This window comes from Alcaligenes sp. MMA (assembly GCF_020907215.1).
In the GTDB taxonomy this organism is placed as follows: domain Bacteria; phylum Pseudomonadota; class Gammaproteobacteria; order Burkholderiales; family Burkholderiaceae_B; genus Alcaligenes; species Alcaligenes aquatilis.
Window position 1 is genome coordinate 572,357 of record NZ_JAJJPP010000003.1, and the last position, 25,931, is coordinate 598,287.

The following is a 25,931-nucleotide window of genomic DNA, read 5'->3' on the forward strand; positions in this document are numbered from 1 at the left end:
GCTTATTTCTTCAGGAGCGTATGAACGGTTTCACACGCCAGGTCTATGTCATCCTGGCTATGCGTGGAAGACAGGAAAAAGCGCAAACGTGCTGCTTTTTCTTCTACCGCAGGATGGATAATGGGTTGCACATTCAGACCGGCATCAAACAACTGGCCGGACAATTTGACTGCTTTCAGAGAGCTGCCGGTAATCGCAGGAATAACGGCGTAGCCTTGGGCAAAACCGGTATTGATCCCCAGCGAGCGCATCGAATTCAGAAACTGACTGCCACGCTCTTGCAGGTTTTGCACACGCTCGGGCTCCCGACGCATGATCTGCAAGGCTTTGAGCGAAGCGGCCGCCAACACGGGAGAGATTCCCACGCTGTACACAAAACCGGAGGCGGCGTATTTAAGCAGTTCCACCAGCGCACGATCACCAGCGATGTAGCCGCCGCAACTTGCCAAGGTCTTGCTCAAGGTGCCCATCCAGATATCGACATCTCGACCCACCACACCAAAATGCTCGTGCGAGCCACGGCCCGTTTTGCCAAGCACACCCAGAGCGTGAGCTTCATCGACCATCAAAAACGCTTTATAGCGCCGTTTTATGTCAATAAATGCGGGCAGATTCGGGATGTCTCCATCCATGCTGTACAAGCCTTCAATCACAATCAGCACACGCTCGAACTGGCCACGAATATCGGCCAGAATGCGCTCCAGGGCGGCACTATCGTTGTGAGGAAATGAACGGCGGGCGGCACCCGATAACTGGATGCCTTGCAAAATACTGTTGTGGATCAGGCTATCGTGAATCACCAGATCCTTGGGGCCAAACAAGTAACCAATGGTGCTGACGTTGGTGGCGTGTCCACTGACGAAAACCACGCAATCATCCACCTCATAGTTCTGGGCCAGTTCCTCTTCCAACTCACGCTGAACACGGCGCTCGCCCGCAACCAAACGGCTGGCCGAAGCCGATGTGCCGTACTGGTCCATCGCGGCTTTAGCGGCTGCATTGACTTCAGGGTGTGCTGACAGACCCAGATAGTTGTAATTGGCAAAGTTCAGATAGTCGCGTCCGTTGATCCGGGTATGCGCAGCCGCTACACCGTCGTGGCTGCGGAAAAAAGGGTTGCGCACGCCCATACGATCGGCCATGGCTTTGGGCACCAGCATTTTCTCGTAACCAGGATGGCGGTCAAAGCGGGTGAAGGCATCCGGAATATGGCTGGCCGCGCCCTGATGCCTGGCAGACTGATCGGCCATGCGACCATCGCCGGTCGCTTGCCCAGTTTTACGTCCCAAAATGCGCTGAATCAGTTGTGCTTTACTACCTGGCGCCAGATCGTTCTTACTCATGAATCAGTGATGTCCCTGTTTCTGCCAATCGCTGTACATCCTTGGCCAGTCCTTGCAAGTCCGTCTCGGACATCTCATCCCCGTGCTGACGTACGACATCGGCGACCAGATGCCCTGCATCGTGCTCTGCCGAGTCCTCGCCACCAGCCGTCAACTTATCGACAATGCGGGCGGCGACGTTCCAGACGGTGGGGGAATCGTTCAGCACCATGGCGGGCAACTGCACGCCAAAGCGTTGCTCCAAGCCCAAGGCCAACTCCACGGCCATCAAGGAGTCCATACCCAGATCATGCAAGGAGCGTTGAGTTTCGATACGGTCTACTTCAGTACGCAAAATGTTGGCGACTTCCTGCGCCACCCATTCGGCCACCAAAGCGTGAATTTGCTCGGGTGTTTTACCAGCGATCAAGGCGTGAATATCCTGGCCGTCGCTACCGGAGTCCTGATCTTTACGAGCACGGTTCAAGATGGCAAAGCGTTCGCTCTGGGCCGAGGCCAGCAAACGGGCCAGGGCATTCCAATCGAAGTTAGCCACAATGGACACTTCACCGTTAACAGCCAGCACGCGATCCAGTTGATCCAATGCCTGATCGGATTGCAGAGACGCTTTGCCCAGGCGTTTGCCCAAGCTGTCCTTCACGGTTTCATTGCGGGTCAGGTAACCTGCGTCGCCAATCGGCCCCCAAGCAATGCAAGAAGCCGCCAGACCCAGGTTCTGACGCAGGCGCGTCAGACCTTCCAGGCCCGCGTTGGCGGCCACATAGTTCGCCTGTCCGGGGTTACCAATAGAAGTCGTCACCGAGGAATACAGCACGAAGTGGGACAAACTCACATCCTGAGTGGCCAGGTGCAGATTCCATGCCCCCACTAATTTGGTTTGCAGCACCTTATCCAGACTGTCCTGATCCATATTCGCGATCAGGCGATCATCAAATACAGCGGCAGCATGCAGCACACCCGTTAACGGACTATCACTTGCCTGAATCTGGGCGACGACGGCTTGTACCGCTGCACAATCCGTGACATCACACGCCACGATTTGCACACGACAGCCTTGTGTCTGGAACTGTTCCAGCAGCGCTTGTGCACCCGGGGTATCGGCACCACGGCGACCCGCCAAAACCAAAGAGCGCACGCCACGCTTGACCAGCCATTGGGCTGAAGCCAAACCGAAGCCAGACAAACCGCCCGTTACCAACCACGTGCCCTGTGTGGACAAGTCGATAGGGGTCGCTATTTGTTTTGCGGGTAGGCCAGGCTGAGCATCCTTCAAGGACACCACCAGCTTGCCGATGTGACGAGCCTGTTGCATGGCGCGGAATGCATCCACCACATGCTCGGCACCGAAACTGCGGTAAGGCAATGGGAACAACGCGCCATCATGGAACAGTTCCATGACTTCTTTGAACAAACGTCCCGCCAGGGCTGGACGTCCTGTCAGCAACTGGTCGGCATCAATACCGAAGTAGCTGATATTGCTCTTGAAGGGGCGCAGACCAATCGGTGTGTTCTCGAAAAAGTCACGCTTGCCCAGTTCCAGGAAACGGCCAAATGGGCTCAAGACATCCAGGCTGCGGCGCATGGCTTCACCTGCCAGGGAGTTCAGCACCACGTCCACGCCCTCACCGCCAGTGGCATCCATCACATCCTGAGCAAAGCTCAGGCTGCGCGAATCGAACACATGGTCAGCGCCCAACAAGGAGGCGAACACTCGCTTCTCGTCCGTGCCAGCGGTGGCGTAAATCTCTGCGCCCAAATGGCGGGCCAGTTGGATTGCAGCAATTCCCACGCCGCCTGCAGCACCATGGATCAGCACCTTCTCGCCGGGCTGGATATGGGCCAGGTGCGTCAGCGCGTAGTACACGGTGAAGAACACGGTGGGAACGGTGGCGGCGGCTTCAAAATCCCAACCTTCAGGCATGGGAGCGATAGCATCCGCACGTGTCACCACATGGCTGGCAAAGCAGGAGGAACCAAAACCCATCACCGGCTGGCCGACCGACAGGTTAGTGACATCGGCACCAAGGCGTGTAACCACACCCGAGAACTCCAGGCCCAGGCTCGCACCGGCGAACCCGTTTTCTACGGCTTCGTCCGGCAACAAGCCCATCAAGTACATCACGTCACGGAAGTTCAGGCCCGCTGCCATGGTGCGGACTTCGACCTGATCCGCAGCCAGAGTGGGCGCTTGAACAGCTTGCCATTCCAGATTGCGCAACTGTCCGGGCACGTGGAAGTCCAACTTAAAGCGTGCATCCTGGCCTAATTGAGCACTTACAAGCTGAGTGGCCTCCTGCAACACCAAGGTATGGCGTGCGTCTTGAGATAAGACAATTTCTGTCGCACCATCTGGCCACAGCAGCTCGCACTCCAGGCGCTGAGCGATGCTGCCGGCATTCAGATCGCCGGCCAGATCGATCAGAGTGCAGGACAAGGCAGGCAGCTCGTTCATGACGACGCGGCCAAAGCCCCACAAGGCCGACTGGGCAGGATTCACCGCCCAATCCAATTCTTCTGCCAGCGCAGGCAATGCTCCGCCGTGCGTCACCAGGAACAAACGGCTTGCAGCAGCACGGGCGGACAAGCTTTGAGTCAGGTTCAGCAGTTGCGCACTGGTCTGGCTGACAGCAGCAACGGTATCAGCCCAACCCAGCATCGGCACCACATTCAGCGTGTGCTCATCAGCCAAAGCGTCGGCACTGGGTGGCCAGGCTTGGGCGCAAACCGTCTGTCCGACTGCCTCCAAACGAGCTTGCAAAGAATGGGCATGCGTTTGGGAAGCCTCGTCAAACAACAGTAGCCACTGGGCTGTAGCGACGGCCTCCAGATTCTGACCTGTCTGCTTTGTCGCGGCGCTGGCCAAAAGCAAATAAGCACCTTCGCTCAACGCCTGAGCGGCAGGCTCTGGGGCTGTTTGTACCTGCTCAAAACCCGCTTGCTCCAAAGCCCTGTGCCAGCCTTCAGGCGACAGCAAGGAAGAGGATTGCGACTCAGCGGCTGTATGCCACCAGCTTGGGTCCAGACCGGACAGAAAATCCGCATGCCAATCAGGGTGACACTCGGCCAGCAGCAAAACACCACCTGTAGCCAGCCACTGCTTGCTACGCAGCAAAGCAGGTGGAACATGCACGGTACGGTGCAGGCTGTGACGCAAAATCACGACATCAAACTGTGTGTCGTTGGACTGATCCAGTTGCCACTCTTGCAAATCAAAACCGACAACTTGCACATTGGCTAGCGCATGATGTTGCGTCGCCTGACGTGCCTGCAAATCGGCATCCGGCAAGGCCAACACATACTCAAACTGATCTTCAGACAAACAAGCCGCCAGCGTCTTGGGCAAATCGCTAGGGCCAACAGCGACTTCCAGCACACGCAGCCGCTGGGAAACCGGCAAGTTCGCAGCCAGCTCTCGCAACTGGGCTTCCAGTGCCTGACGCACACCCAGATACATGGGGTCATCGTCATACAGCACTTCAACCACCGGGGAACGGCGCAAGGAAGCCAGCAGTTTTTCGCCTGAAAGATCACCACGTAACAAGGCGGGCAGTTGGCGGCCCACCGAACCAATCTGGGTCAACTGCGGCAGGCTGCTCGGGGAGTCCTGCAAAATCGTGCGCCACAAGTCCTGGGCAGAAGGCATATCCGCCTGCTCCGCCACTCGATAGCTTTCCCCATCTTGCAGCAGCGCTTCACTGCGCAACAGCTCACTCATCCAGCAGCCATACGGACTATTCAATACCTCGGCACTGAGCTCGGCTGGTTTAACGTCCTGGAAGGCTTCATAAATAAAGGACAGACTCAAGGCATCCAGCAAAGGCAAAGTCTGCTGGAACCAGGTTTCGCGTTCTTGCTGCTGATCGACCAGTGCATCCCAACCGCTTTGGGCCAGTTGTTCAGGCGAGAGCGTAACGGCGACTCGTTCATCATGAGGATGAGGACGCAGATACGGGGTAATTTGCCAGTTGGAGACCGCGTGTCGGTCCTGACGCAAGAAATGTGCCGCGCGGAAACGACAAGCCTGGGCGCTGGCCAGCAAGCGGCCATCAGCACCATACAGCTCAAAGTCCGCCAGTACCGAACGGGCACTGCTGCGACGCAGATGCGCACGGAAATGCGTCACTTGCCCTTCGGTGGACAAGGTAAAGCGGCCTACTTTCACAGGCAATAAGGCAACGCCTTGGCCTACTTCAATATCTTGTGCGAAGAAATCCACCAGAGACTGGTAACACACGTCCATCAAGGCCGGGTGCAGCAGATAACCGTCTTGCTCCAGGCTGACGGGCATTTCCAGTTCCGCATGCAGGTACGTATCTTGCACCTGTGAGACCTTCAAACCCTGGAAGGCTGGACCGTAGTCCAAGCCCAAGGAATGTGCCAGACGATAGTGGCGATCACGATCAATCTGCCGTTCCGCCGAGCTTAGGGGCGAGAGCTCTGGCTTGGGCATGCGCTCATCCGAAGCCAGAATGCGGCCACTAGCGTGTACCACCCACTCGTCCTGGCTCAGGCGTTGGCGGCTCTTGATATAGAAACTGCCATCGCGCGGACTCAGCACAAAGCGCAGGCTGCGGGCATGCTCACCGTCAAAGACCAGCGGAGCCAGAATATCCAGCTCGTCCACCTGGATCAGTGCTTCGCCCAGCCACTCGCGGGCTGCGGCCAAGGCCATCTCCAAATAAGCAGCGCCGGGGTACACCATGGCCCCACCCACTTTGTGATCAGCCAGCCAAGGCAAAATCACCGGGTCTAGTACGTTTTCCCAGCTGATATCGCTATCGGGCAGGCGCCAACCCAGCAAATCATGTACTCGTCGGCGCTCAATGGAGCGCATCCCTTCTGTGCTGGTCTTGTACCAATGACGCTCGCGCTGCCACGGATACACAGGCAGATCCACCGGATTACCAGCCACGGGGAAACGGGCCTTCAACTGAGAAGGCAGCAGAGCCAGGGTATGCAGGGCCGTATCGACCAGACGCTGTGGTCCATCGTCATGCTTGCGCAGGCTGGACAGCACAACACCCTGAACATCGGCCTGAGTCAGGGTTTCACGGATGTAGCGCTGCAAAATGGCGTGCGGGCCAATTTCCAGAAAAACACGGCAGCCCTGCTTGGCCAGACAAGCAATGGCCTGCTCAAACTGCACGGGCTCGCGAATATTGCGCCACCAGTACTCCACACCCAGCTCGTATGGGGGCAACTCTTGACCGGTAACGGTCGAAACAAAACGCGCCTGTGGTTCCTGCTGGCCGGGCTGCAAGTCGCCCAGGCTCTTTTCCAGATGCGGCAACAAACCATCCATATAGGGGCTGTGAAAGGCGTAATCCAGATCCAGCAAGCGGAAGAAAACACTTTGGTCTTCCAGGGCAGACTGAATGCGTTGTAAGCCTTCCAGGCTACCGGACAAGGTGATATTGGAAGGGCTGTTCACACCCGCCACATTCACGCCCAAGTCCGCACCCTGGCTTTCCAGCAAGGTGTTTACCGCTTCCAGCGATAGACCAATAACGGCCATCCGGCCTTGACCACGAGTCAGGCCTTGGGCCTGGCTACGGGCACAAATCACACGTATGGCTTGTTCCAGATCCAGAGCACCAGCGGCCCAGGCTGCAGCAATTTCACCTACGCTATGTCCCGTGACGGCATCAGGCTGAACGCCATCTTCGCGCAGCATGCGCGTCACAATAACCTGCAGGGCAAACAACAGGGGCTGGGCAACGGTCGTGTCGTCCATACGGGAGGCAGCAGGCTCGGCCTGCAATTGCTCCAGTAACGAGAAACCCGCCAAGGGCTGCATCAAGGTGTCCAGCTCGGACAGCAGTGCGGCGAAACGAGGGGACTCGCGCAACAAGGTCACGCCCATCCCCAACCACTGCGCTCCGTTACCCGCATACACGAAGGCCAGTTGAGCTTCTTTATCCAGGGCATCTACCGTTTGCAGACCCTGCGAGTCTTGCCCTTGCGCGTAAGCACGCAATTGCGCCACGCCTTCTTCAACCGTTTCGGGCTGAATGATCAAAGCACGAGCCAAAGTCTGCCGACCGTGCGCTACCGCGTAGCTGACATCGTAAAACGCTTGTACCGTCTTGCCATCCAGCAAATCCGCATAATTACCTGCATGTTCGCGCAGAGCGGCTTCTGTTTTGGCCGACAAGACTAAAGGCGGCAAAACCGAGTTCGGCGCAACAGTCGATTGACCAGCGGGTGCGACAGGGGCCTGTAGCAAAACGTGTGCGTTGGCACCACCAAAGCCAAAAGAATTAAGGCCCGCCACCAAAGGCTTGCCGTCGGTACGATGCAATTGACGGCCTTGCGGTAACAATTCCAGATTCAAGCCGTCAAAATCAATCGCGGAATTGGGGGTGTTCAAATGCAAAGCAGGTGGCAGGGCTTGATGCTGCAAAGCCAGCACCGTTTTGACCAAACCGGCCATGCCGGAGGCTGACTCCATATGCCCCAAATTCGCTTTGACTGAACTAATAGGCAAACGCTGTTCGCGCGTTTTTCCATATACCGCACTGATTGCGGTAGTTTCAATAGGGTCGCCTACTGCCGTACCGGTACCATGGGCCTCGACAAAGTCCACATCACCCGCAGTCAGGCCGCTGCGCTCTAAAACGGAGCGCATCAACTCAATTTGTCCCTGGCAGCTAGGGATGGTGATGCCGGTCTTGCGAGCACCATCGGCATTCACGCCCGTAGCCAAAATGACAGCCTGTACCTGATCACCATCGGCTAGTGCTTGCTCCAAAGGCTTGAGCATCAGTACCGCACCGCCCTCGGAACGGACATAGCCATTGCCGGCCTCATCAAACGCCTTGCAGCGTCCGTCTGCCGACAACATCGACGCTTTGGTAAAGCCGACAAAGGGATAGGGGTGCAGCAACAGATTGACGCCACCGACCAAAGCGGTGGAGGCCTCGCCATTACGCAGGCTTGAGCATGCTTGATGCAAAGCCACCAAGGAAGACGAGCAGGCGGTATCCACCGCCATGGACGGTCCGTGCAAGTCGTAGATATAAGACAGACGGTTGGCCGCAATACTCATGGTATTGCCGGTCATCATATGGGCAGTCAGGCTGGCCAAATCATCCAGGCCGCGCATGCCGTAATCCAAACCGGAGATACCGACATAAACCGCACAGTCACTACCAGCCATGGCGGACGGCACAACGCCCGCGTTTTCCATGGCTTCCCAGGACAGCTCCAGCAACAGACGCTGTTGCGGGTCTAGCCAGGCGGCTTCGCGTGGGGAGATACCAAAAAAATCCGCATCGAACTGGTCGATACGCGACAGAACGCCAGCCGAAAACGTGATGCTGCGACCCGGCTCGGACCTTTTGTCGTGTTGCAATTCGGCAGTCGCCCAGCGATCAGCGGGAATTTCCGTGACCAGATCGCGCTTTTCAATTAAAGCATTCCAAAACTGGTCGGGCTGCGATAAATCGCCCGGGAAGCGAAACGCCATACCAATAATAGCGATTGCCCCAGACGCAGTATTGCTTTTATTAATATCCGTACGGGATGCTTTTAACTCCTTAGCACCCTTGCCTGTATTTTGAGACACGCACCCTACCCTTTCGATCTTTACTGACTTGCCCTGTCATCGCGGAGCACGGAATAGTCATGTTTGATAAAACGCTATTTCGGACAACGACTCCTGACATAGCCGTGTCGCAGACAGCACACCAGTAAACAATGGCGAAAATTACACCTAGTTACTATGACTTACAAACCCTAATTACATGTAAACTACACAAACTCAATGCAATCAGATAATATTTATTTTCGATTTTTATTTAAGCAATGACGCAAAAATAAAAGATCCAAATTAAATACCCACTATTAATATTGTTCTATTTATTGTTTACAACAAAAAATGTGTGTTTGAAAAATGACAAAACCTTGGTCATATTCACCAAGGAAGTCCAATCAAGCCACTAGGCAAAACATCAACGCTGCTTTCATTTCGCTGCCACCTTGAGAAAAATGAAACTATTAACGTGATATTAAGCAAAGTCTTTTTCTCACCAAAAAACTTTTCCTACTGGTGCTAACCTGCTGCACTGCAAAAAGATTAGCAGCTCGGAATGTTACCATTACGCAGTTGTTCTAATCCATAAAGAATTGAAATGAGACACAGGCGCACTGTAACAATCCGCTGCTGCGCGAATGCCTTTAAACAAGCTTCTTCAAGACTATCAGGCCACTTACAGGTCAGTCATAATTGACAATCAAGTGCGTTACAACAAGAGAAAAAAGACCAGGTAATCGCATCTAAAATCTCATTTTTGATACAAACAAGACAGACGCACGACCAGCGCAAAACCGTTACTGGCGCAGGTATACGACACCCCCCTTCTGGCCTACGCCCCCTGTACTACCAAAGCAGTGTTTTCCCTTAGCCGCATCAAAAACACCCGAATCAGGGCAGTTTTTTTGGGGGTTATCCCTCATCTATAGCTAGGCACACCTAGGCTCTATACGAATTGCCTTATGGCCCGGCTGTCGCACGCCGTTACATTGAAGTGGCTTGATCTAATAATTAATCCACTCTGGAGACATTTCATGGGTACGAACGCGACCACCGCACCCGTCGACGAACGATTACCAAACGGCCGACTGGCGGCGCTGGGCTTGCAGCACGTTTTGGTAATGTACGCCGGTGCTGTCGCGGTTCCACTAATTGTGGGCCGGGCATTGAACCTGACGTCTGAAGAAGTATCTATCTTGATTGCCGCTGACCTGTTTGTCTGCGGCATCGTGTCCATCATTCAGTCGATGGGCTTCACGCAGTACTTTGGCATCAAACTGCCCGTCATGATGGGCGTAACCTTTGCCGCTGTGGGCCCCATGGTGTCCATGGCACAGGCCAACCCAGGTCAGGAAGGGGCCCAATTGCTTTTTGGCACCGTGATTGGGGCGGGGATCATCACCATGATCATCGCCCCTGCCGTTAGCCGCATGCTGCGCTTTTTCCCGCCTGTGGTGACCGGCACCATTATTGCCATGATCGGCATTACGCTGATGCGCGTGGGGATCAACTGGATTTTCGGTAACCCTGTCGGCCCTACCGCCCCCACGGTCATTAACCCCGACCACCTGGCCTGGATTCAACACGCACAATCGGCTGCGGCCATGCCCGGCTCTGCCTTGCCCCCACCCCCAGAAGGTCTGGCCTTGAAAGCAACGGTACCCAACCCGCGCTATGCCAACCTGACCGGTCTGGGCATTGCGGCCATCGTGCTGACCTCGATTCTGCTGATCGCTAAATTTGCAAAAGGCTTTCTGGCTAACGTGGCGGTATTGCTGGGTATTGTCATTGGCGCGGTTGTGGCGTCGGCCATGGGCATCATGACTTACGAAAAAGTGGCCAACGCTGCCTGGGTGGATCTGGTCTTGCCTTTCCACTTCGGGATGCCTCGATTCAACCTCCTGCACATTGCGACCATGACGCTGGTCATGATTGTGGTGCTGATCGAATCGACCGGCATGTTCCTGGCGCTGAGCGATATGACAGGCAAGAAAGTAGATCAGAAAGATCTGGCACGCGGCCTACGTACCGACGGTCTGGGTACCTTGCTGGGCGGTATTTTCAATACCTTCCCCTACTCCAGCTTCTCGCAAAACGTGGGTCTGGTTGCCGTTACTGGCGTACGCAGCCGCTTTGTCTGCGTGGCCGGTGGCGTGATTCTGATTATTCTGGGCCTGCTGCCCAAGATGGCGGCCCTGGTTGAGTCCCTACCCACCGTGGTTCTGGGCGGCGCCGGGATTGTGATGTTCGGTATGGTGACGGCCACTGGTATCCGCATTCTGTCCGGCGTGGATTACAAGACCAACCGCAATAACTCCATGATTGTGGCCATCTCCATTGGCGTGGGCATGATTCCTCTGGTGGCCCCCAACTACATGCAGTGGATGCCTCACGCCATTCACCCGCTGATCGAGTCGGGCATCTTGCTGACCTCGATTGCTGCCGTTCTGCTGAACTTGTTCTTTAATGGTGCTAAAGAAGATACGCATGCAGCGGTAGAAGCCGCCAAGCACGCTGAAGCCTGAAACGCTTGCCAAGCTTGTCGTGAAACCGGCCTGTCGAATCCATGACAGGCCGGTTTTTTATCGTCCGATACACCAAGCGAAAACGCCCCCTTCAGGAACTGCCAACTGAAAACGGCGTACAAGTTACTTGTCGCTGGGCTGTCCAAAGAGAAAGATCGCCTCCTTGCAGGGCATCAAACCAAAGGCGCAGCGCGTGGCTGCTCCCCTTTTCTGACATCACGAAGCAAAACGCCGTGCACCAGCCACACACAAGGCAGCGCCTAAAGTGACCCAGATCATGCTGGCATTGACGGACTCGCCCCATAAAGCGGCAGCCAGTCCCAAGCCCATAAAAGGTTGCAGCAACTGTAATTGCCCCACCGCAGCGATCCCGCCGTGTGCCAACCCTCGATACCAGAACACAAAACCCAGGAACATGCTGAATACTGATACATAGCCGAAACCTAACCAGGCGGCAGTGTTCACATGACTGAAGCTCTGGGGCCAGAACCACAGCATCATGACGAACATGAAAGGCAAGGAAAGCACCAAGGCCCAGCAAATCACTTGCCAGCCGCCCAGACGACGTGACAGGCGTCCGCCTTCGGCATAACCCAGGCCACACACCACAACGGCGGCCAGCATATACAGATCCCCTTGCCAGGCCGCATCCAGACCTTCTCGCGCGGCATAGGCCATCACGAGCAAGCAGCCTAAAACAGAGCACACCCAGAACACGGGTTTATGCCGTTCACCAGCCAAGACCACCCCAAAGAGCGCTGTGCACAAAGGCAACAAGGCGACGTACACAATGGAATGCGCTGAAGTGATGTACTGCAGGGCCAGCGCCGTCAGCAAAGGGAATCCCAGCACAACACCAAAACCAACCACGGCCAGGGGTAAGAGGTCCGATCGTTGTGGCCGTGCCACGCGCCCAATCACTAACCAGGCAGCCGCCAGCAAAGCGGCGACCACCGCTCGCGCTCCGGTCAGGAAAAAAGGATCCATACCCAGCACAGCAACACGCGTCGCCGGTAAAGAACCGGCAAAGATTGCGACGCCCATAAAGCCGTTTAGCCAACTGACTGCCTTGCTATCCATCATTCGCTCCGACAAAGATGCTTGTCAGTACAACACAGCTATGCCAGCATACCTAGGCACAGTCCAGTACAGTTTTAAAAAACTGTACTGCCCACTAGACCCATACACCGTGCCCAAGCCCGCCCCATGTCTGCCGTTACCCGTATAGACCACATCATGCAATCCGTGCGTGAACACATCGCGGCACGGACATATCCGCCCGGCACCCGCCTGCCTTCGATACGTGCCCAAGCCCAGGCAGCGGGGGTTTCCGTGTCCACCATTGTGGAAGCCTATGACAGGTTGGCGGCTGAAGGCCTGATCCAAGCTCGTGCAGGGTCCGGCTTTTACGTGACGGCTCCGTTGGCCCCGCTGAACTTGGCCGCCCTGGATCCGGCTTTGGAGCGGGATATTGACCCGTTATGGATCTCGCGCCAATCCTTGGAAGCAAATGCAGATGTATTAATGCCGGGCTGTGGCTGGTTACCCTCGGACTGGATGTACGACCAGGGAGTGCGTCGGGGCCTGCGCAAGGCAGCGCGTAGCCACAGCTCAGACTTAACGGACTACGGTTCGCCACTCGGTCTGGAGGCGTTGCGTCAACGACTGGCCCGCCGTCTGGTGCTGTCCGAAATTGATGCGGCGCCTCATCAAATCATGCTGACCGACTCGGGCACACAGGCCATTGATCTACTCTGTCGCTTTTTCCTGGAGCCTGGCGATACCGTCTTGGTCGATGACCCGTGCTACTTCAATTTCCACGCCTTATTGCGAGCGCACTGAGCCAAGGTCGTCGGTGTACCCTACACGCATCAAGGCCCCGATCTGGCGGCTTTTGAGGCGGCATTGCAAGAGCACAAACCCCGCCTCTACATCACCAACTCCGGCATACACAACCCAACCGGCGCACGCCTGTCGGCCATGACGGCGCATAGCGTACTGGCCATGGCGCAACGTGCTGACCTCTATATTATTGAAGACGATATTTTCGGAGATCTGGAAACCCGCCCTGCGACCCGGCTAGCTGCACTGGATGGCCTGTCCCGCGTGGTGCAAATAGGCAGTTTCTCCAAAACACTATCGGCCTCGCTGCGTTGCGGATACATTGCGGCCCAGACTGCCTGGATCGAAAGCTTGGTGGATTTGCGCACCGCAACCAGCTTTAGCAGCAACCGCCTATCCGCTCAGATTTTGAATAGCGCACTTAGCGACAGCGGCTATCGCAAGCATCTGGAACGCGTTCGATACCGGCTCTCCAAAGCAATGGATCACAGCCTGACCCAGTTGGAGCAGCTCGGCCTGACACCCTGGCTGCCCCCCCGCGAGGGCATGTTTCTATGGTCACGGCTGCCCGCTGGACATGACGCCTTGAGTCTGGCCCGTGCGTGCCTGCCGCAGGGAGTGGTACTGGCCCCAGGCCCTGTGTTTAGCCAAGCTCCTGATGCCAAGCAGTTCCTGCGTTTCAACGCCGCACAATGCACGGACAAACGCGTCTTTAGCGTACTGAAACGCGCACTGGACAAAGAGCTGTCTGCCTAAAGCGCCCAGAGGTTTCAGGCCTCCTGCCGCCACACCCATATCAGTGTCCCGGTCGCGGCCAGGGGATTACAATCTGCCCTGTTATGCGGCCCATGTGGACCGCCACCACTGCCCCCATTCCCATGTCCCCAAAAGACTTACGCGATTTATTCCTGCTGGCCGCCATCTGGGGCGGCTCGTTTTTATTTACGCTGCAAGCTGTCCCCGACTTTGGTCCCTTCCCGCTGACCGCCGTGCGTGTCGGTTTCAGCGCCTTGGCCTTAATGAGCTACATCACCGTCACCGGACGTTTACCCTCCTTTCTGGCGAACTGGAAACCCATCTTTGCACTGGGTATTCTGAATGCCGCCGTACCCTTTTCCTTATATGCCTTTGCCGCCTTGCGGCTGGAATCGGGGCTGCTGGCCGTCTTGAACGCCATGGCTCCCTTGTTTGGTGCGCTTGTCGCCCGAGTCTGGCTGAAAGAGCGCCTGACACCCAGCCGCATTTTGGGGCTTTGTCTGGGTTTTCTGGGCATTCTGATTCTGGTGTACGACAAACTTAGCTTCAATAAAGGCGCCGAGGGCTGGGCCGTACTGGCTTCTTTGCTGGCTACCGTGTTCTACGGTATTGCCGCCAACTTTACCGCCCGCTACCTGCGTGGTGTACAGCCACAGGCCGTCGCCGCAGGCAGCATGGTCAGCGCAACATTGGTGCTGTTGCCAGCGGCTATTTACTGGTGGCCCGCACAGTTTCCGGGTCTGCATGCCTGGGGCGCTGCGCTGTCCTTATCCTTGCTGTGTACAGCGGTCGCCTACCTGATTTTTTACCGCCTGCTGTCCAATGTCGGCCCCTCCAAAACCATTACGGTGACCTTTCTGGTGCCGCCGTTTGGGGTGCTGTGGGGTGCCTTGCTCTTGGACGAAGCGCTGACCGCGCAGATGCTGATCGGCATGAGCACCGTGCTATTTGGCACCTTGCTGGCCACAGGACTGATCGGCAAACGCAAGGCAGCGTAGGTCAGCTACGCCGCCTTGCGCACCCAGCTCTACATGTGGGCCGCAATGATGGAAACAGATAAGCAAGACTAGCCGTCCAACCCCTGCTCCTGCCGCCAATGCTGGTAACGTTGCTCCAGCACCAGGCGCAAGGTTTCATAGCTGTTCCAATCGTCGGGCACGTGATAAATCGATGGCAAGGCCGCGTCGTCCAGCGTATCCACGTAATCGTCCAGAAACAGCTCGTCGTAATAAAAATCACTGAAAGCCTTACCCAGCTCGGACAAGTACTCGCTGACCAGCACATCATCGCAACACTCTTGCAGCAGTTGCGAGCCTTTGAGCATGTGATCACGGCACTGGCGAACCTCATTAGGGTAGCGATCTACGAAAGCACTCGCCAACAGGTCTTTTTCCACCAACCAGGCCAAATACATACCTATGTGTGTACGGCCGCCTTGCGGACCCAGATCGGCGGGATAATCTCCCCCAACATGCCAGTCTACGGCGTCATATTTAACGGGATCAGTGTGCGTTTTCAATGTCGAACCTCCGTAGGGATGCGTATGTCCTGAATCAGTATATCGATCACACAGCGGGTTTTAAGAAAACAATCTTAATAGTATCAATCCATTAGCCACTCACACAGGGGACAGCCCAATAAAAAGCCGCCCGAAGGCGGCTTTGTCCAGCAACGATAGAAACAGCAGCAGATCGGAAATTATGTTCGCTCGAAAATCCCGGCGGCTCCCATGCCAGTACCGATACACATGGTGAGCATGCCGTATTTCAACTGACGACGCTGCAAGGCATGAACCACGGTCGCGGCACGCATGGCACCCGTTGCACCCAGAGGGTGGCCCATGGCAATAGCACCGCCCAGCGGATTAACGCGCTCGGGGTCCAGGCCCAGATCACGGATCACCGCCAGAGATTGAGCAGCAAAGGCTTCGTTCAGCTCGATCCAGTCCATCTGGTCTTGCTTCAGGCCAGCCAAGGCCAGCGCATGAGGCACAGCTTCTTTAGGGCCGATACCCATAATCTGCGGCGACACACCACGGACCGAGAAGGTCACGAAACGGGCCAGCGGCGTCAGGTTGTGCTCACGCAAGGCACGCTCGGAAACAACCAACAAGGCGCCTGCCCCATCTGAGGTCTGCGAGCTGTTGCCAGCCGTGACCGAGCCACGCGCAGCAAACACGGGACGCAGTTTGCCCAGCACTTCCAGGCTGGTATCAGGACGTGGACCTTCGTCACGATCAACCACTTGGGTCTTGACGGAGATTTCCTGAGTGCTCAGGTTCGGCTGACGGCGTGTGACCGTCACAGGCAGAACTTCGCCCGTGAACTCGCCGGACTCCCACGCCTTGACGGCTTTCTGGTGCGACGCCAAGGCAAATGCGTCCTGATCCTCACGGGACACTTTCCACTGACGCGCCACTTCTTCGGCAGTCAGACCCATGCCGTAGGCAATACCGTAGTTCTCATCCGAGGTAAAAATCTCGGGGCTGAACGAGGTGTTTACACCCATCACCGGCACCTGGCTCATTGACTCCACACCCGACGCCACGATGATGTCCGCCTGGCCCGTACGGATACGGTCGGCAGCAATCGCAATGGCACTCAAACCCGAAGCGCAGAATCGGTTGACGGTCATCCCGGCCACGGTGTGCGGCAGGCCTGCCAGCAGGGCAGAAATACGCGCAACGTTAAAGCCTTGCGGGCCTTCAGGCAGAGCGCAACCGGCTACCACCTCTTCAATGGCCGCAGGGTCCAGTTTGGGAACATCGGCCAGCATGCCGCGAATGGCCTCAGCCAGCAACTCGTCAGGGCGGTAGGACGAAAACACACCACGAGGCGCTTTTCCGATGGGCGTCCGCTTGGCAGCGACGATATAAGCTTGTTGTACAGTCATGTCTACTCCTTGATCCGCTCTAGTTACGCACTGGCTTGCCAGTGCTCAACATCCCAGTGATACGTTCCTGGGTCTTGGGGGAATTGAGCAGCTCCAGGAAAGCCTGCCGCTCTTGCGCCATCATCCAGGCTTCATCCACCAGCGAGCCGGGATCCACATCGCCCCCGCAGATCACGGTTACGACTTTCTCGGCAATATGGAAGTCATATTCCGAGATGAAACCACCTTCTTTCATGTTCACCAACTGTGCTTTCAGCGTGGCGATGCCATCGCGACCGGCAACCGGGAAGCGACGTGGCAATGGCGCACGCCAACCAGCGCTGGCCAGAGCCTGTGCCTGACGTACGGCCACGTAAACCAGTTCCTGGCGGTTCATGACGATGGTGTCAGACTCTTTCAGGAAACCAAGCTGACGGGCGTCCAGAGCGGAGCGCGACACCTGGGCGCTGGCTATAGCCAGAGCAAAACGCTTCAGATAGGCCAGCAGCGGGGCATCGGGTGCACCCATGGCTTGCAGTTCAGCAGAGCGACGAGCCGAGTAAGCCAGACCACCTGCGCCTGGAACCAGACCCACACCCACTTCAACCAGACCAATGTAGGACTCGAAGTGAGCGACGCGGTGCGCACAATGCACAGCCAGTTCGCAACCGCCACCCAGAGCCAGACCGGCCACAGCAGCCACCACCGGCACTTGGGCGTAACGGATACGCAAAACCATGTCCTGCATGGCACGTTCCACAGGCTCAACGCCGGCCACACCTTCTTTCTCGAACACGGGCAAAATGGCTTTCAGGTCCGCGCCTGCGGAGAATGGATCACCCTCCTGGGCCACCACCAGCGCCTGATACGAAGCTTCGGCCAATTCAATGGCCTTGAACATGCCATTGACCACACCGGGGCTTAGCGTGTGCATCTTGGTCTTGAAGGACACGATCAGCACATCTTGTGGGTGCGGCGCGGGCAGTGTCCAGCAACGCACCGACTCATCTTCAAAAACGGTGGTGGTTTCCAGAGATTCGACCTCGCCAACCAGCAAAGGTGTGCCAATGTGACGCTGGTAAACAGGCAGATGGCTACGGCCTTCAAAACGGCTTTGCGAAGGATTCCAGGAGCCAGCGGCGGTGTGTACACCTTGCGCTTCCCACACAGGACCACGAGTCGCCCAGTCTGGCAGCGCCTGGCTGCTCAGCGTCTTGCCCTCTTGAATGTCCTGGTTGATCCACTCCGTCACCTGACGCCATCCGGCAGCCTGCCAGATCTCGAACGGGCCTTGCTTGTGGCCAAAGCCCCATTTCAAGGCCAGATCCAGCTGACGGGCGTTGTCGGCAATGTCTTGCAGATGAATGGCGCTGTAGTGGAAGGTATCACGCAGCACCGCCCACACGAATTGAGCCTGAGGCTTGTCGGACTCGCGCAGCTGACGCAGGCGCTCAGCCGGGTCACGTACGGCCAAAATGGCGGCCACATCGGGATCAATTTTCTGGTCAGCGGCCACGTAATCACGCTGCTGGACATCGAAACGCTGAATCTCGCGACCCTTCTTGCGGAAGAAACCGGCGCCGGTCTTTTGACCCAAGGCGCCCGCATCAATCAGGCCCTGCACTTCTGGCGGCAGGCCAAAGTGTGCTTTGAAGCTGTCATCGGGCAGTTGATCCTGCATGGTGCGGATCACGTGTGCCAGCGTATCCAGACCAACGACGTCGGCGGTACGGTAAGTACCCGATTTGGCGCGGCCCAGGCGTGTGCCCGTCAATTCATCAACCTGCTCGTAGGTCAGGGAGAAACGGCGAGCCTGCTCGAACACGGACAGAATGCCAAAAACACCAATACGGTTACCGATAAAGTTGGGGGTATCTTTGGCGCGAACCACGCCCTTGCCCAACTGCGATACCAGGAAAGTTTCCAGAACATCCAGCAGCTCGGGCTGGGTGTATTTCGTGGGGATCAGCTCCACCAGGCTCATGTAGCGCGGTGGGTTGAAAAAGTGCACGCCGCAAAAACGTGGGCGCAGCGCTTCAGGCAGAACGTCCGCCAAGGACGTGATGGACAAACCGGACGTGTTGCTGGCAATAATGGCATTAGGGTTCAGTGCTGGCCCGATCTTGCGATACAAATCCTGCTTCCAGTCCAGACGCTCGGCAATGGCTTCGATCACCAGATCGCAATCGGCCAAACGATCCAGATTGTCTTCGTAGTTGGCGGGTTCGATCAGGTCGGCCAAGTCTGGCGTACCTAAAGGAGCGGGATTCATTTTGCGCAGATTGGCAATGGCACGAATGGCAATGCCATTTTTTGGACCCTCGCGGGCGGGCAGATCAAACAGAACTACTGGTATGCCTGCATTGACGCAATGAGCGGCAATTTGCGCGCCCATGACGCCGGCACCGCACACGGCGACCCGACGCAAGGTACGGGCACTGCCCGTCACTGCACTGGCTGAACTAGATGTCATAGGTTTGTCTCCAGGAAACTGAAACCCCACGCAGCATAAGGCCCCAAAAGGACGCTCTACGATGCGAGGCAATCGAATAATCGTACACGCACAACCGGCTTTAAGACCATAAAGTCTTTTTTATTTTCAATCAAAGATGAGCATAGATCAAATCCGTCTTCATAAAACGGTCCATGTTCTGATCCTGGCCGGCCTGTCCATTCACTTAGATTTCTTTGCATAAAATTCAAACGGTCGTTTCAATGTCTTTTATTTCAATAGATTGAACCTATAAAAAGCCTATTCCCCCCTTCATTATCAGCAATTGCTTCATACCCTATCAAGCTGGCACCACACGTGGTTTCAAGTTGTTTATTTAATTCTTTTCTTATTTATTTCAATTCATTTTTATTTAATTTTTTGATTTACTTTAATTAATTTTTTTCTTTAAACATTTCAAACAAATAAGGAACACTTGGGGATGGCAAGAGCTTGGAGCCATCCCTGCCCAGCAGCCATGCTCTTACTGATAAAGGCACCGCAGCACCTTTGGCAAGGAGGATCAGCCCCCTACCTGAGCCCACAAGAGGGCAAAAACAGCTTAATTTGTATGCCAGAATGCTCAAACTTCCACTTTTGACGAGCCCTATCCGCCTTCATTGCCCTATGACCCGGTCTCAAGAAGCTCCCCCTTTATCCTTAAGCGCTCTATTTCTGATCTTTGCCCGAATTGGCCTGACCAGCTTTGGCGGGGGCTTGAGTGGCTGGCTAATGCGCGAGTTTGTCGTCCAGCGACGCCTGATGAGCCAGGCAGACTTTCTGAGCGGTCTGGCCCTATCCCAGGCACTACCCGGCATCAATGTGGTGAATCTCTCTATCTGGATTGGTTACCGTCTGCTGGCCGGACCTGGAGCTTTGCTTGCCACGCTGGGCATGGTGCTTCCCCCGCTGCTCCTGGCCATTTTCATGCTGATTGGTCTAGAACAACTGACAGGCTCTACCCTGGTGCCTCAGGCCATGGCCGGGATTGCCGCAGCCGCCATCGGTCTGTCGCTTGAAATGGGCGTACGCTCGGCGCGCAGCGCAGCTACCGGAATTGTGCCAATTGCGATCATGTTGGCGGTTTTTCTCGGCATTTTCGTCATGGAATGGAGCCTGATCCCCGTTATTCTGATCTGTGCGCCGCTGTCCGTCTGGTACGCCTGGCTACAGCTTGGGGATTCATCGGCAGCACAATCATGATCACGGTCCTGTTCCAGCTCATGCGCGTGTTCGCGCCTCTGTCTTTTCTGACTATAGGCGGCGGGCAGAGCATCATCCCGGAAATTCACCGGCAATCGGTAGAAATCCATGGCTGGCTCAACAATCAGGAGTTTCTGGACCTGTTCGCCCTGTCGCGCCTGACACCCGGCCCGAAATCCTTGCTTGTGACTCTGGTGGGTTGGAAGGCAGCAGGCTGGGCCGGTGCCCTGGCCGCATCCGTAGCCATTTTTCTACCATCGGCCTTACTGATCTACTACTTGGCGACCATCTGGAAACGCCATGAAGGCACGCGCATCATCCGCGCTATTGAAATCGGGCTACTACCCATTGCCGCAGGCATGATCCTGGCCGCCAGCGGCACAATCCTACAAGCGGCTCAAGGCGGATTGTGGGCCTGGGGCACAGCTCTGGCCTGTACGGCCATTCTGCTGCTAAGTCGCATCAACCCTTTATGGTTACTGGCAGGTGGCGGATTGCTATTTGCCTTGATGCAACCCGCCACCTAAGATAAATTCGCCCCGTAAACATGAGGACTTCATCGCTAGCCCCGACTTTAAGTAAGTGGCTGTATCAAGCGCCACAAAATAGGTCATAAAAGCGTCACGATCCTGTGTTCAGAAAGCGCAAGACATTGAGCCGCCAGAGCTGCAAGCAGTACAATGGCAGGTCCTTTTACCTCCCTTTTGCCCGCGACATGGCTGTAAATACTGACCAAGCCGTACTAAATCTGGATTCTGCCTCGCTGGGTTATGGTGCTTTTACCGTACTGGCGGACGTGTCCATGACCGTCCAGAAAGGCCAGGTCGTTGCCATGATGGGGGGATCGGGTTCCGGAAAAACAACACTTCTGCGTGCTGCTACTGGGCAAATTCGCGCCCAAAAAGGCACGGTCACGGTTTTTGGCCAGGACCTGGCCAAGCTGGACGGCGAGGCCCTGCGCCAGACGCGTCAACGCATGGGTGTACTGTTTCAGCAGGGTGCCCTGTTTACCGACCTGAACGTATTTGAAAACGTGGCTTTCCCTTTGCGGGAGCTAACAAACGATTCTGAACCCGCCATTGAAGATCGTGTGCTGGACAAGCTGGACGCCGTTGGCCTGCGTGCCGCCGCCCATTTGGGCATCAATGAAATCTCTGGCGGTATGGCCCGCCGGGTTGCCTTGGCTCGCGCCATTGTGCTGGAGCCCGAGCTGATTCTGTACGACGAACCCTTTGCCGGCCTGGATCCTATTTCTATGGGCATTACCGCACAACTGATTCGAGACCTGACGGACCGCCTGAACTGCGCTTCGGTACTGATTACGCACGATGTGGCCGAATCTTTTGCCATTGCTGATCAAGTCTATATGGTTGGCCAGGGACGTTTGCTAACCCAAGGCACGCCCACCGAGCTGCGCGCCTCCAAAGATCCCTACGTGCAACAGTTCCTGCGTGGCGAACCCGATGGCCCCATCGCCTTTAACTATCCCGTCACCCCGGCTTTTGAAGCCTGGCTCCAAAATCGGACAACGCGCTCATGAACTTCATTACCGCCCCGATTAGCGCGCTAGGCACTGCGATACGCAACAGCATTTACGGGCTGGGCGCATTCAGCCGCCTTTTTGCTGCCTTGCTAGCACGTTCATCGCTGCTGTGGCGCCGCCCCCGTCTGGTTTCCCAGCAAATTCACTTTATCGGCAACTATTCGCTGCTGATCATTGCCGTTTCCGGCCTATTCGTCGGTTTTGTGCTGGGCTTGCAAGGCTATTACACACTGAATCGTTATGGTTCCGAAGAGGCGCTGGGTCTGCTGGTCGCCCTGTCTTTGGTACGAGAACTGGGCCCCGTTGTGACCGCTTTGCTGTTCGCTGGTCGGGCCGGTACGTCGCTCACTGCCGAGATCGGTTTGATGAAAGCCGGTGAACAGATTGCTGCCATGGAAGTCATGGCAGTCGACCCCTTGCGACGCCTGCTGGTGCCGCGTTTTTGGGGTGGCATTATTGCCATGCCTATTCTGGCCGCCGTCTTTTCCATGGTCGGTATTTTGGGCGGCTATATCGTCGGCGTACAAATGATCGGCATTGATGCCGGCGCCTTTTGGTCACAGATGCAAAATGGCGTCGATGTTATTGATGACGTACTCAACGGTGTGATCAAGAGCCTGGTATTTGGCCTGATCGTGACCTTGATTGCGCTGTATATGGGCTGGCATGCCAAGGCTACGCCCGAAGGCGTTTCTCGCGCGACCACACGCACCGTTGTCAGCGGCGCTTTGGCGGTATTGGGCACGGACTTCCTGCTCACCGCCCTTATGTTCAGTTAACTATTTAGGAATTGCTCAGCTATGAATCGCGAGAAAACCGATTTCTGGGTTGGCCTGTTTGTTTTGCTGGGGCTGGTCGCACTGGCATTCCTGGCTCTGCGGGCGGGTAACCTCAGTTCTTTTTCCTTTGCCAAAACCTACCAGGTCTCTGCCAAGTTCGATAATCTAGGTGGCCTGAAACCACGTGCGCCCATCAAGGCCAGCGGTGTGGTCGTTGGTCGAGTCAGCTCCATTGGTTTTGACAATCAGGACTTCAAAGCCGTGGTCACACTGGATATGGACGAACACTACAAATTCCCCGTAGACACGTCGGCCTCCATTCTGACCTCGGGCCTGTTGGGTGAACAATACATAGGTCTGACTGCCGGCGGCGACGACAAGAATTTGCAAAGCGGTAGCACCATTACCTATACCCAAAGCGCGGTTGTGCTGGAGGAACTGATCAGCAAGTTCCTTTACAACACGGCCTCCAATGACGGCGCCTCCAAATCGGAGTAGTAAACCGCTGACTCATGCTCATTACAGACGACACAACCATGAATACAACAACTCGCCGCTCTTACTCCCTGCCTCGTGGAGTCCGTTTGAGCCTGGTCGGTGCCAGTGCTGCCCTTGTGGCCGGTTGCGCCAATGTGCCCAACCCCAACCCCCAGGACCCATGGGAGAGCATGAACCGTGGCATCTACGCTTTTAACGAAACCGTGGACGGCGCGCTGATCAAACCCATTGCAGAAGGCTATACCGCCCTGACACCGCAGCCTGCACGCACCTGCATTAGTAACATTTTCAACAACCTGGGCGATGCCTGGTCGGCCGTCAACAGCTTCCTGCAAGGCGAGCATGTTGACTTCTTCAACACCCTGGGCCGTGTCCTGTTCAACTCCACCATGGGCCTGGGTGGTTGTATCGACGTTGCCACCATGAACGGCTCTGAGCGCATCCCCAACGACTTTGGCGTAACGCTGGGCGTATGGGGCATCAAGCCTGGACCTTACGTGGTTCTGCCCTTCTTTGGCCCAAGCACGGTTCGTGACGGTTTGGCACGCGGCACCAGCTTCCTGGAAGGCTTTTCCTCCACGGGCCCGATCATGGCGATCAAGGATGTACCGGTACGCAACAGCATCATGGGTCTGTGGGCGCTGGATGCCCGCGCTGGCGTGCTGGATACAGAAAAACTTGTTAACGACATCGCCCTTGACCGCTACAGCTTCATACGCGACGCTTACCTGCAACGACGCCATGCGATGGTTCAAGACCGTCGCACCGGTGGCGACTCTAGCCAGGACCTGCCTGACTACTCGGACGCAGACGAATAAAAACGCCCTGCCCGCAGAACATTATTCCGGAGTTTTTTTATGATTTCCCGTCCCGCCTTGGGCGGGACTGCTTTGCAGTCCTCTCCCTCTCGCCTGATTTCCTGGGTTCTGACCACCTGTGCCGCGCTGGCCCTGTGTTTGTATGCTGTCGCCGCGCACGCCCAAGCCGCCGACCCTAAAGGCGAGCCCAACAAGTTTGTTGAAACGGTTGGCAATCAGGCATTGCAAGTTGTCAAGGCAAGCGAGGCCATCCGCAAGGGTGATCGTGCTGCCATCACGGCCGCTGTGAACGAAAACATCATGCCGTACGTGAACCTGGAAAAGACCACTCGCCTGTCCGCTGGCCGCTACTGGCGCCAAGCCAGCGCAGATCAACGCCAAAGACTGGTCGAGGCTTTCAAGGGCACCTTGGTTCGCACCTACAGCGGCGCCTTGTCCCGTGTGGATGACAAGACCCAACTGACCATTCTGCCTTTCCGTGGTGATGCCAATGCGGACGACGTGGTTGTGCGCTCCTCGCTGACCCAGTCCAACGGTGGCCCGGTTGGCGTAGATTACCGCCTGGAGAAAACACCTGAAGGCTGGAGAATCTACGACTTGAACGTGGAAGGTATCTGGCTGATCCAAAACTACCGCAACCAGTTTGCCCAGCAAATTGAACAAAGTGGCATTGATGGCCTGATTCAGGCGCTGAACAAGCAAAACAGCTAAGACAGGCCGTGGCAAGCTCGGGCGCTTTGGTCGAGCTTTCTTAAGCAGACCAGAGTCGTACTCTATAATAAAGAGCCTGATCACCCCCAAACAGGTCTACGCCCATGCGTAGGCCTGTTTAGTTAACAAAGACGCTACCGCGACGACTTGTACCGCCACACTCGCGTCAGGCCAACCAAATTGCCATGTCCGCCTTCAAACTCGATAACGTCAGCAAACGCTTCGCCCCCCAAAGCCGGGGACTCAAAAGCCTGTTTTCCCCTCCCCGCTCCGATGCCGGTTTTCTGGCCGTCGATCAGGTCAGCCTGACTATCGAACATGGTGAGTTTTTTGGCTTACTCGGCCCCAACGGCGCCGGCAAAACAACCCTGATTTCCATGTTGGCAGGCCTGACCCGTCCCACCAGCGGCCAGGTCAGTGTCTGTGGTTACGATGTGCGCACCCAGTACCAAAAAGCCCGCCAATCGCTGGGCGTGGTGCCACAGGAAATTGTTTATGATCCCTTTTTCACTGTTCGTGAAACCTTGCGTCTGCAATCGGGCTATTTTGGCCTGAAACACAATGACGACTGGATCGACGAGATCCTGGCCAATCTGGCCTTGAGCGACAAGGCCGACACCAATATGCGTGCCTTGTCCGGTGGCATGAAGCGCCGTGTGCTGGTTGCCCAGGCACTGGTCCATCGCCCCCCTGTCATTATTCTGGATGAACCCACTGCCGGTGTGGACGTGGACCTGCGCCGCACGCTGTGGGAATTCATCATTCGTCTGAATCAACAAGGCCACACCATCTTGCTGACCACCCACTATCTGGAAGAAGCCCAGGCTCTCTGTGGCCGACTGGCCATGCTCAAGAGTGGCAAGATTGTCGCCCTGGATACCACACAAGCCATTATGGAACGCGCGGGTGGCCACGATCTGGAGGATGCATTTGTGCGCATCATGCACAACGAAGGAAAAATGGGAGTCGCACTGTGAACCAGAACCCCTCTCCCAAACACTGGGGTGTGCCACAAAA

At 56.2% G+C, this 25,931-nt stretch carries 16 protein-coding genes and 1 pseudogene; 11 read left to right on the forward strand and 6 right to left on the reverse strand.

Annotated features, from left to right (window positions below; translation table 11 throughout):
• Window positions 1-2: 2 nt before the first annotated feature.
• Window positions 3-1,343: an aminotransferase class I/II-fold pyridoxal phosphate-dependent enzyme gene (locus LNA76_RS15145; protein WP_230019386.1), complete on the reverse strand. Its 1,341-nt coding sequence runs from the start codon at window positions 1,341-1,343 to the stop codon at window positions 3-5.
• Entirely contained in the window at window positions 1,336-8,910 is a 7,575-nt protein-coding gene (locus tag LNA76_RS15150) for a type I polyketide synthase (protein ID WP_230019387.1), read from the reverse strand. The genes LNA76_RS15145 and LNA76_RS15150 overlap by 8 nt, the downstream gene beginning before the upstream one ends.
• Window positions 8,911-9,911: 1,001 nt before the next feature.
• Between LNA76_RS15150 and LNA76_RS15155 the strand changes: the two genes are divergently transcribed.
• Window positions 9,912-11,402 (forward strand): nucleobase:cation symporter-2 family protein, encoded by a 1,491-nt coding sequence (locus LNA76_RS15155; RefSeq protein ID WP_094197974.1) that lies wholly within the window; start codon window positions 9,912-9,914, stop codon window positions 11,400-11,402.
• A gap of 216 nt (window positions 11,403-11,618) precedes the next feature.
• Here the strand turns inward: LNA76_RS15155 and LNA76_RS15160 are convergent, their stop codons facing one another.
• Window positions 11,619-12,482 carry a DMT family transporter gene (locus LNA76_RS15160; RefSeq protein WP_230019388.1) on the reverse strand — a complete coding sequence of 288 codons (864 nt, stop codon included), beginning with the start codon at window positions 12,480-12,482 and terminating at the stop codon, window positions 11,619-11,621.
• A gap of 126 nt (window positions 12,483-12,608) precedes the next feature.
• Between LNA76_RS15160 and LNA76_RS15165 the strand changes: the two are divergent.
• Window positions 12,609-14,000, forward strand: a pseudogene (locus tag LNA76_RS15165) (aminotransferase-like domain-containing protein).
• 122 nt (window positions 14,001-14,122) lie between these two features.
• Window positions 14,123-14,998 carry a DMT family transporter gene (locus LNA76_RS15170; protein WP_108728402.1) on the forward strand — a complete coding sequence of 292 codons (876 nt, stop codon included), beginning with the start codon at window positions 14,123-14,125 and terminating at the stop codon, window positions 14,996-14,998.
• A 68-nt stretch (window positions 14,999-15,066) separates the two neighbouring features.
• Here the strand turns inward: LNA76_RS15170 and LNA76_RS15175 are convergent, their stop codons facing one another.
• The 3 genes from LNA76_RS15175 to LNA76_RS15185 form a co-directional block, all read right to left on the reverse strand.
• Window positions 15,067-15,519 carry a DUF7832 domain-containing protein gene (locus LNA76_RS15175; protein WP_094197978.1) on the reverse strand — a complete coding sequence of 151 codons (453 nt, stop codon included), beginning with the start codon at window positions 15,517-15,519 and terminating at the stop codon, window positions 15,067-15,069.
• 179 nt (window positions 15,520-15,698) lie between these two features.
• Window positions 15,699-16,892, reverse strand: a complete 1,194-nt coding sequence (locus LNA76_RS15180) for an acetyl-CoA C-acyltransferase (RefSeq protein ID WP_230019389.1) — start codon at window positions 16,890-16,892, stop codon at window positions 15,699-15,701.
• 19 nt (window positions 16,893-16,911) lie between these two features.
• A complete protein-coding gene (locus tag LNA76_RS15185) occupies window positions 16,912-19,344 on the reverse strand; it encodes a 3-hydroxyacyl-CoA dehydrogenase/enoyl-CoA hydratase family protein (RefSeq protein ID WP_442778986.1) in 2,433 nt (810 codons plus the stop codon).
• A 645-nt stretch (window positions 19,345-19,989) separates the two neighbouring features.
• On the opposite strand from LNA76_RS15185, the gene LNA76_RS15190 reads away from it, so the two are divergent.
• From LNA76_RS15190 to LNA76_RS15225, 8 genes are all read left to right on the forward strand, one after another.
• A complete protein-coding gene (locus tag LNA76_RS15190) occupies window positions 19,990-20,565 on the forward strand; it encodes a chromate transporter (RefSeq protein WP_094197981.1) in 576 nt (191 codons plus the stop codon).
• Window positions 20,562-21,092, forward strand: coding sequence for a chromate transporter (locus LNA76_RS15195; protein WP_230019390.1), 531 nt, complete (start codon window positions 20,562-20,564; stop codon window positions 21,090-21,092). The genes LNA76_RS15190 and LNA76_RS15195 overlap by 4 nt, the downstream gene beginning before the upstream one ends.
• Before the next feature lie 188 nt (window positions 21,093-21,280).
• Window positions 21,281-22,105: an ABC transporter ATP-binding protein gene (locus tag LNA76_RS15200; RefSeq protein ID WP_094197983.1), complete on the forward strand. Its 825-nt coding sequence runs from the start codon at window positions 21,281-21,283 to the stop codon at window positions 22,103-22,105.
• Entirely contained in the window at window positions 22,102-22,887 is a 786-nt protein-coding gene (gene mlaE / locus LNA76_RS15205; RefSeq protein WP_162496915.1) for a lipid asymmetry maintenance ABC transporter permease subunit MlaE, read from the forward strand. The genes LNA76_RS15200 and mlaE overlap by 4 nt, the downstream gene beginning before the upstream one ends.
• 21 nt (window positions 22,888-22,908) lie before the next feature.
• On the forward strand, window positions 22,909-23,385 hold the full coding sequence (mlaD, locus tag LNA76_RS15210) for an outer membrane lipid asymmetry maintenance protein MlaD (RefSeq protein ID WP_230019391.1): 477 nt from the start codon (window positions 22,909-22,911) through the stop codon (window positions 23,383-23,385).
• A 38-nt stretch (window positions 23,386-23,423) separates the two neighbouring features.
• Window positions 23,424-24,203, forward strand: a complete 780-nt coding sequence (locus tag LNA76_RS15215; RefSeq protein ID WP_108728782.1) for an MlaA family lipoprotein — start codon at window positions 23,424-23,426, stop codon at window positions 24,201-24,203.
• 39 nt (window positions 24,204-24,242) lie between these two features.
• Window positions 24,243-24,914: an MlaC/ttg2D family ABC transporter substrate-binding protein gene (locus LNA76_RS15220; RefSeq protein WP_094197985.1), complete on the forward strand. Its 672-nt coding sequence runs from the start codon at window positions 24,243-24,245 to the stop codon at window positions 24,912-24,914.
• Window positions 24,915-25,099: 185 nt separating this feature from the next.
• The gene (locus LNA76_RS15225; RefSeq protein ID WP_108728398.1) at window positions 25,100-25,891 is read left to right on the forward strand and encodes an ABC transporter ATP-binding protein; all 792 of its coding nucleotides are present in this window, start codon (window positions 25,100-25,102) and stop codon (window positions 25,889-25,891) included.
• Window positions 25,892-25,931: the final 40 nt, after the last annotated feature.

Bases quoted from the DNA above. Each gene is read 5' to 3' on its own strand.
- LNA76_RS15145 (WP_230019386.1), bottom strand. From the start codon at position 1,343: ATGAGTAAGAACGATCTGGCGCCAGGTAGTAAAGCACAACTGATTCAG.
- LNA76_RS15155 (WP_094197974.1), top strand. From the start codon at position 9,912: ATGGGTACGAACGCGACCACCGCACCCGTCGACGAACGATTACCAAAC.
- LNA76_RS15160 (WP_230019388.1), bottom strand. From the start codon at position 12,482: ATGGATAGCAAGGCAGTCAGTTGGCTAAACGGCTTTATGGGCGTCGCA.
- LNA76_RS15170 (WP_108728402.1), top strand. From the start codon at position 14,123: ATGTCCCCAAAAGACTTACGCGATTTATTCCTGCTGGCCGCCATCTGG.
- LNA76_RS15180 (WP_230019389.1), bottom strand. From the start codon at position 16,892: ATGACTGTACAACAAGCTTATATCGTCGCTGCCAAGCGGACGCCCATC.
- LNA76_RS15185 (WP_442778986.1), bottom strand. From the start codon at position 19,344: ATGACATCTAGTTCAGCCAGTGCAGTGACGGGCAGTGCCCGTACCTTG.
- LNA76_RS15190 (WP_094197981.1), top strand. From the start codon at position 19,990: ATGACCCGGTCTCAAGAAGCTCCCCCTTTATCCTTAAGCGCTCTATTT.
- LNA76_RS15195 (WP_230019390.1), top strand. From the start codon at position 20,562: ATGATCACGGTCCTGTTCCAGCTCATGCGCGTGTTCGCGCCTCTGTCT.
- LNA76_RS15200 (WP_094197983.1), top strand. From the start codon at position 21,281: ATGGCTGTAAATACTGACCAAGCCGTACTAAATCTGGATTCTGCCTCG.
- mlaE (WP_162496915.1), top strand. From the start codon at position 22,102: ATGAACTTCATTACCGCCCCGATTAGCGCGCTAGGCACTGCGATACGC.
- mlaD (WP_230019391.1), top strand. From the start codon at position 22,909: ATGAATCGCGAGAAAACCGATTTCTGGGTTGGCCTGTTTGTTTTGCTG.
- LNA76_RS15215 (WP_108728782.1), top strand. From the start codon at position 23,424: ATGAATACAACAACTCGCCGCTCTTACTCCCTGCCTCGTGGAGTCCGT.
- LNA76_RS15220 (WP_094197985.1), top strand. From the start codon at position 24,243: ATGATTTCCCGTCCCGCCTTGGGCGGGACTGCTTTGCAGTCCTCTCCC.
- LNA76_RS15225 (WP_108728398.1), top strand. From the start codon at position 25,100: ATGTCCGCCTTCAAACTCGATAACGTCAGCAAACGCTTCGCCCCCCAA.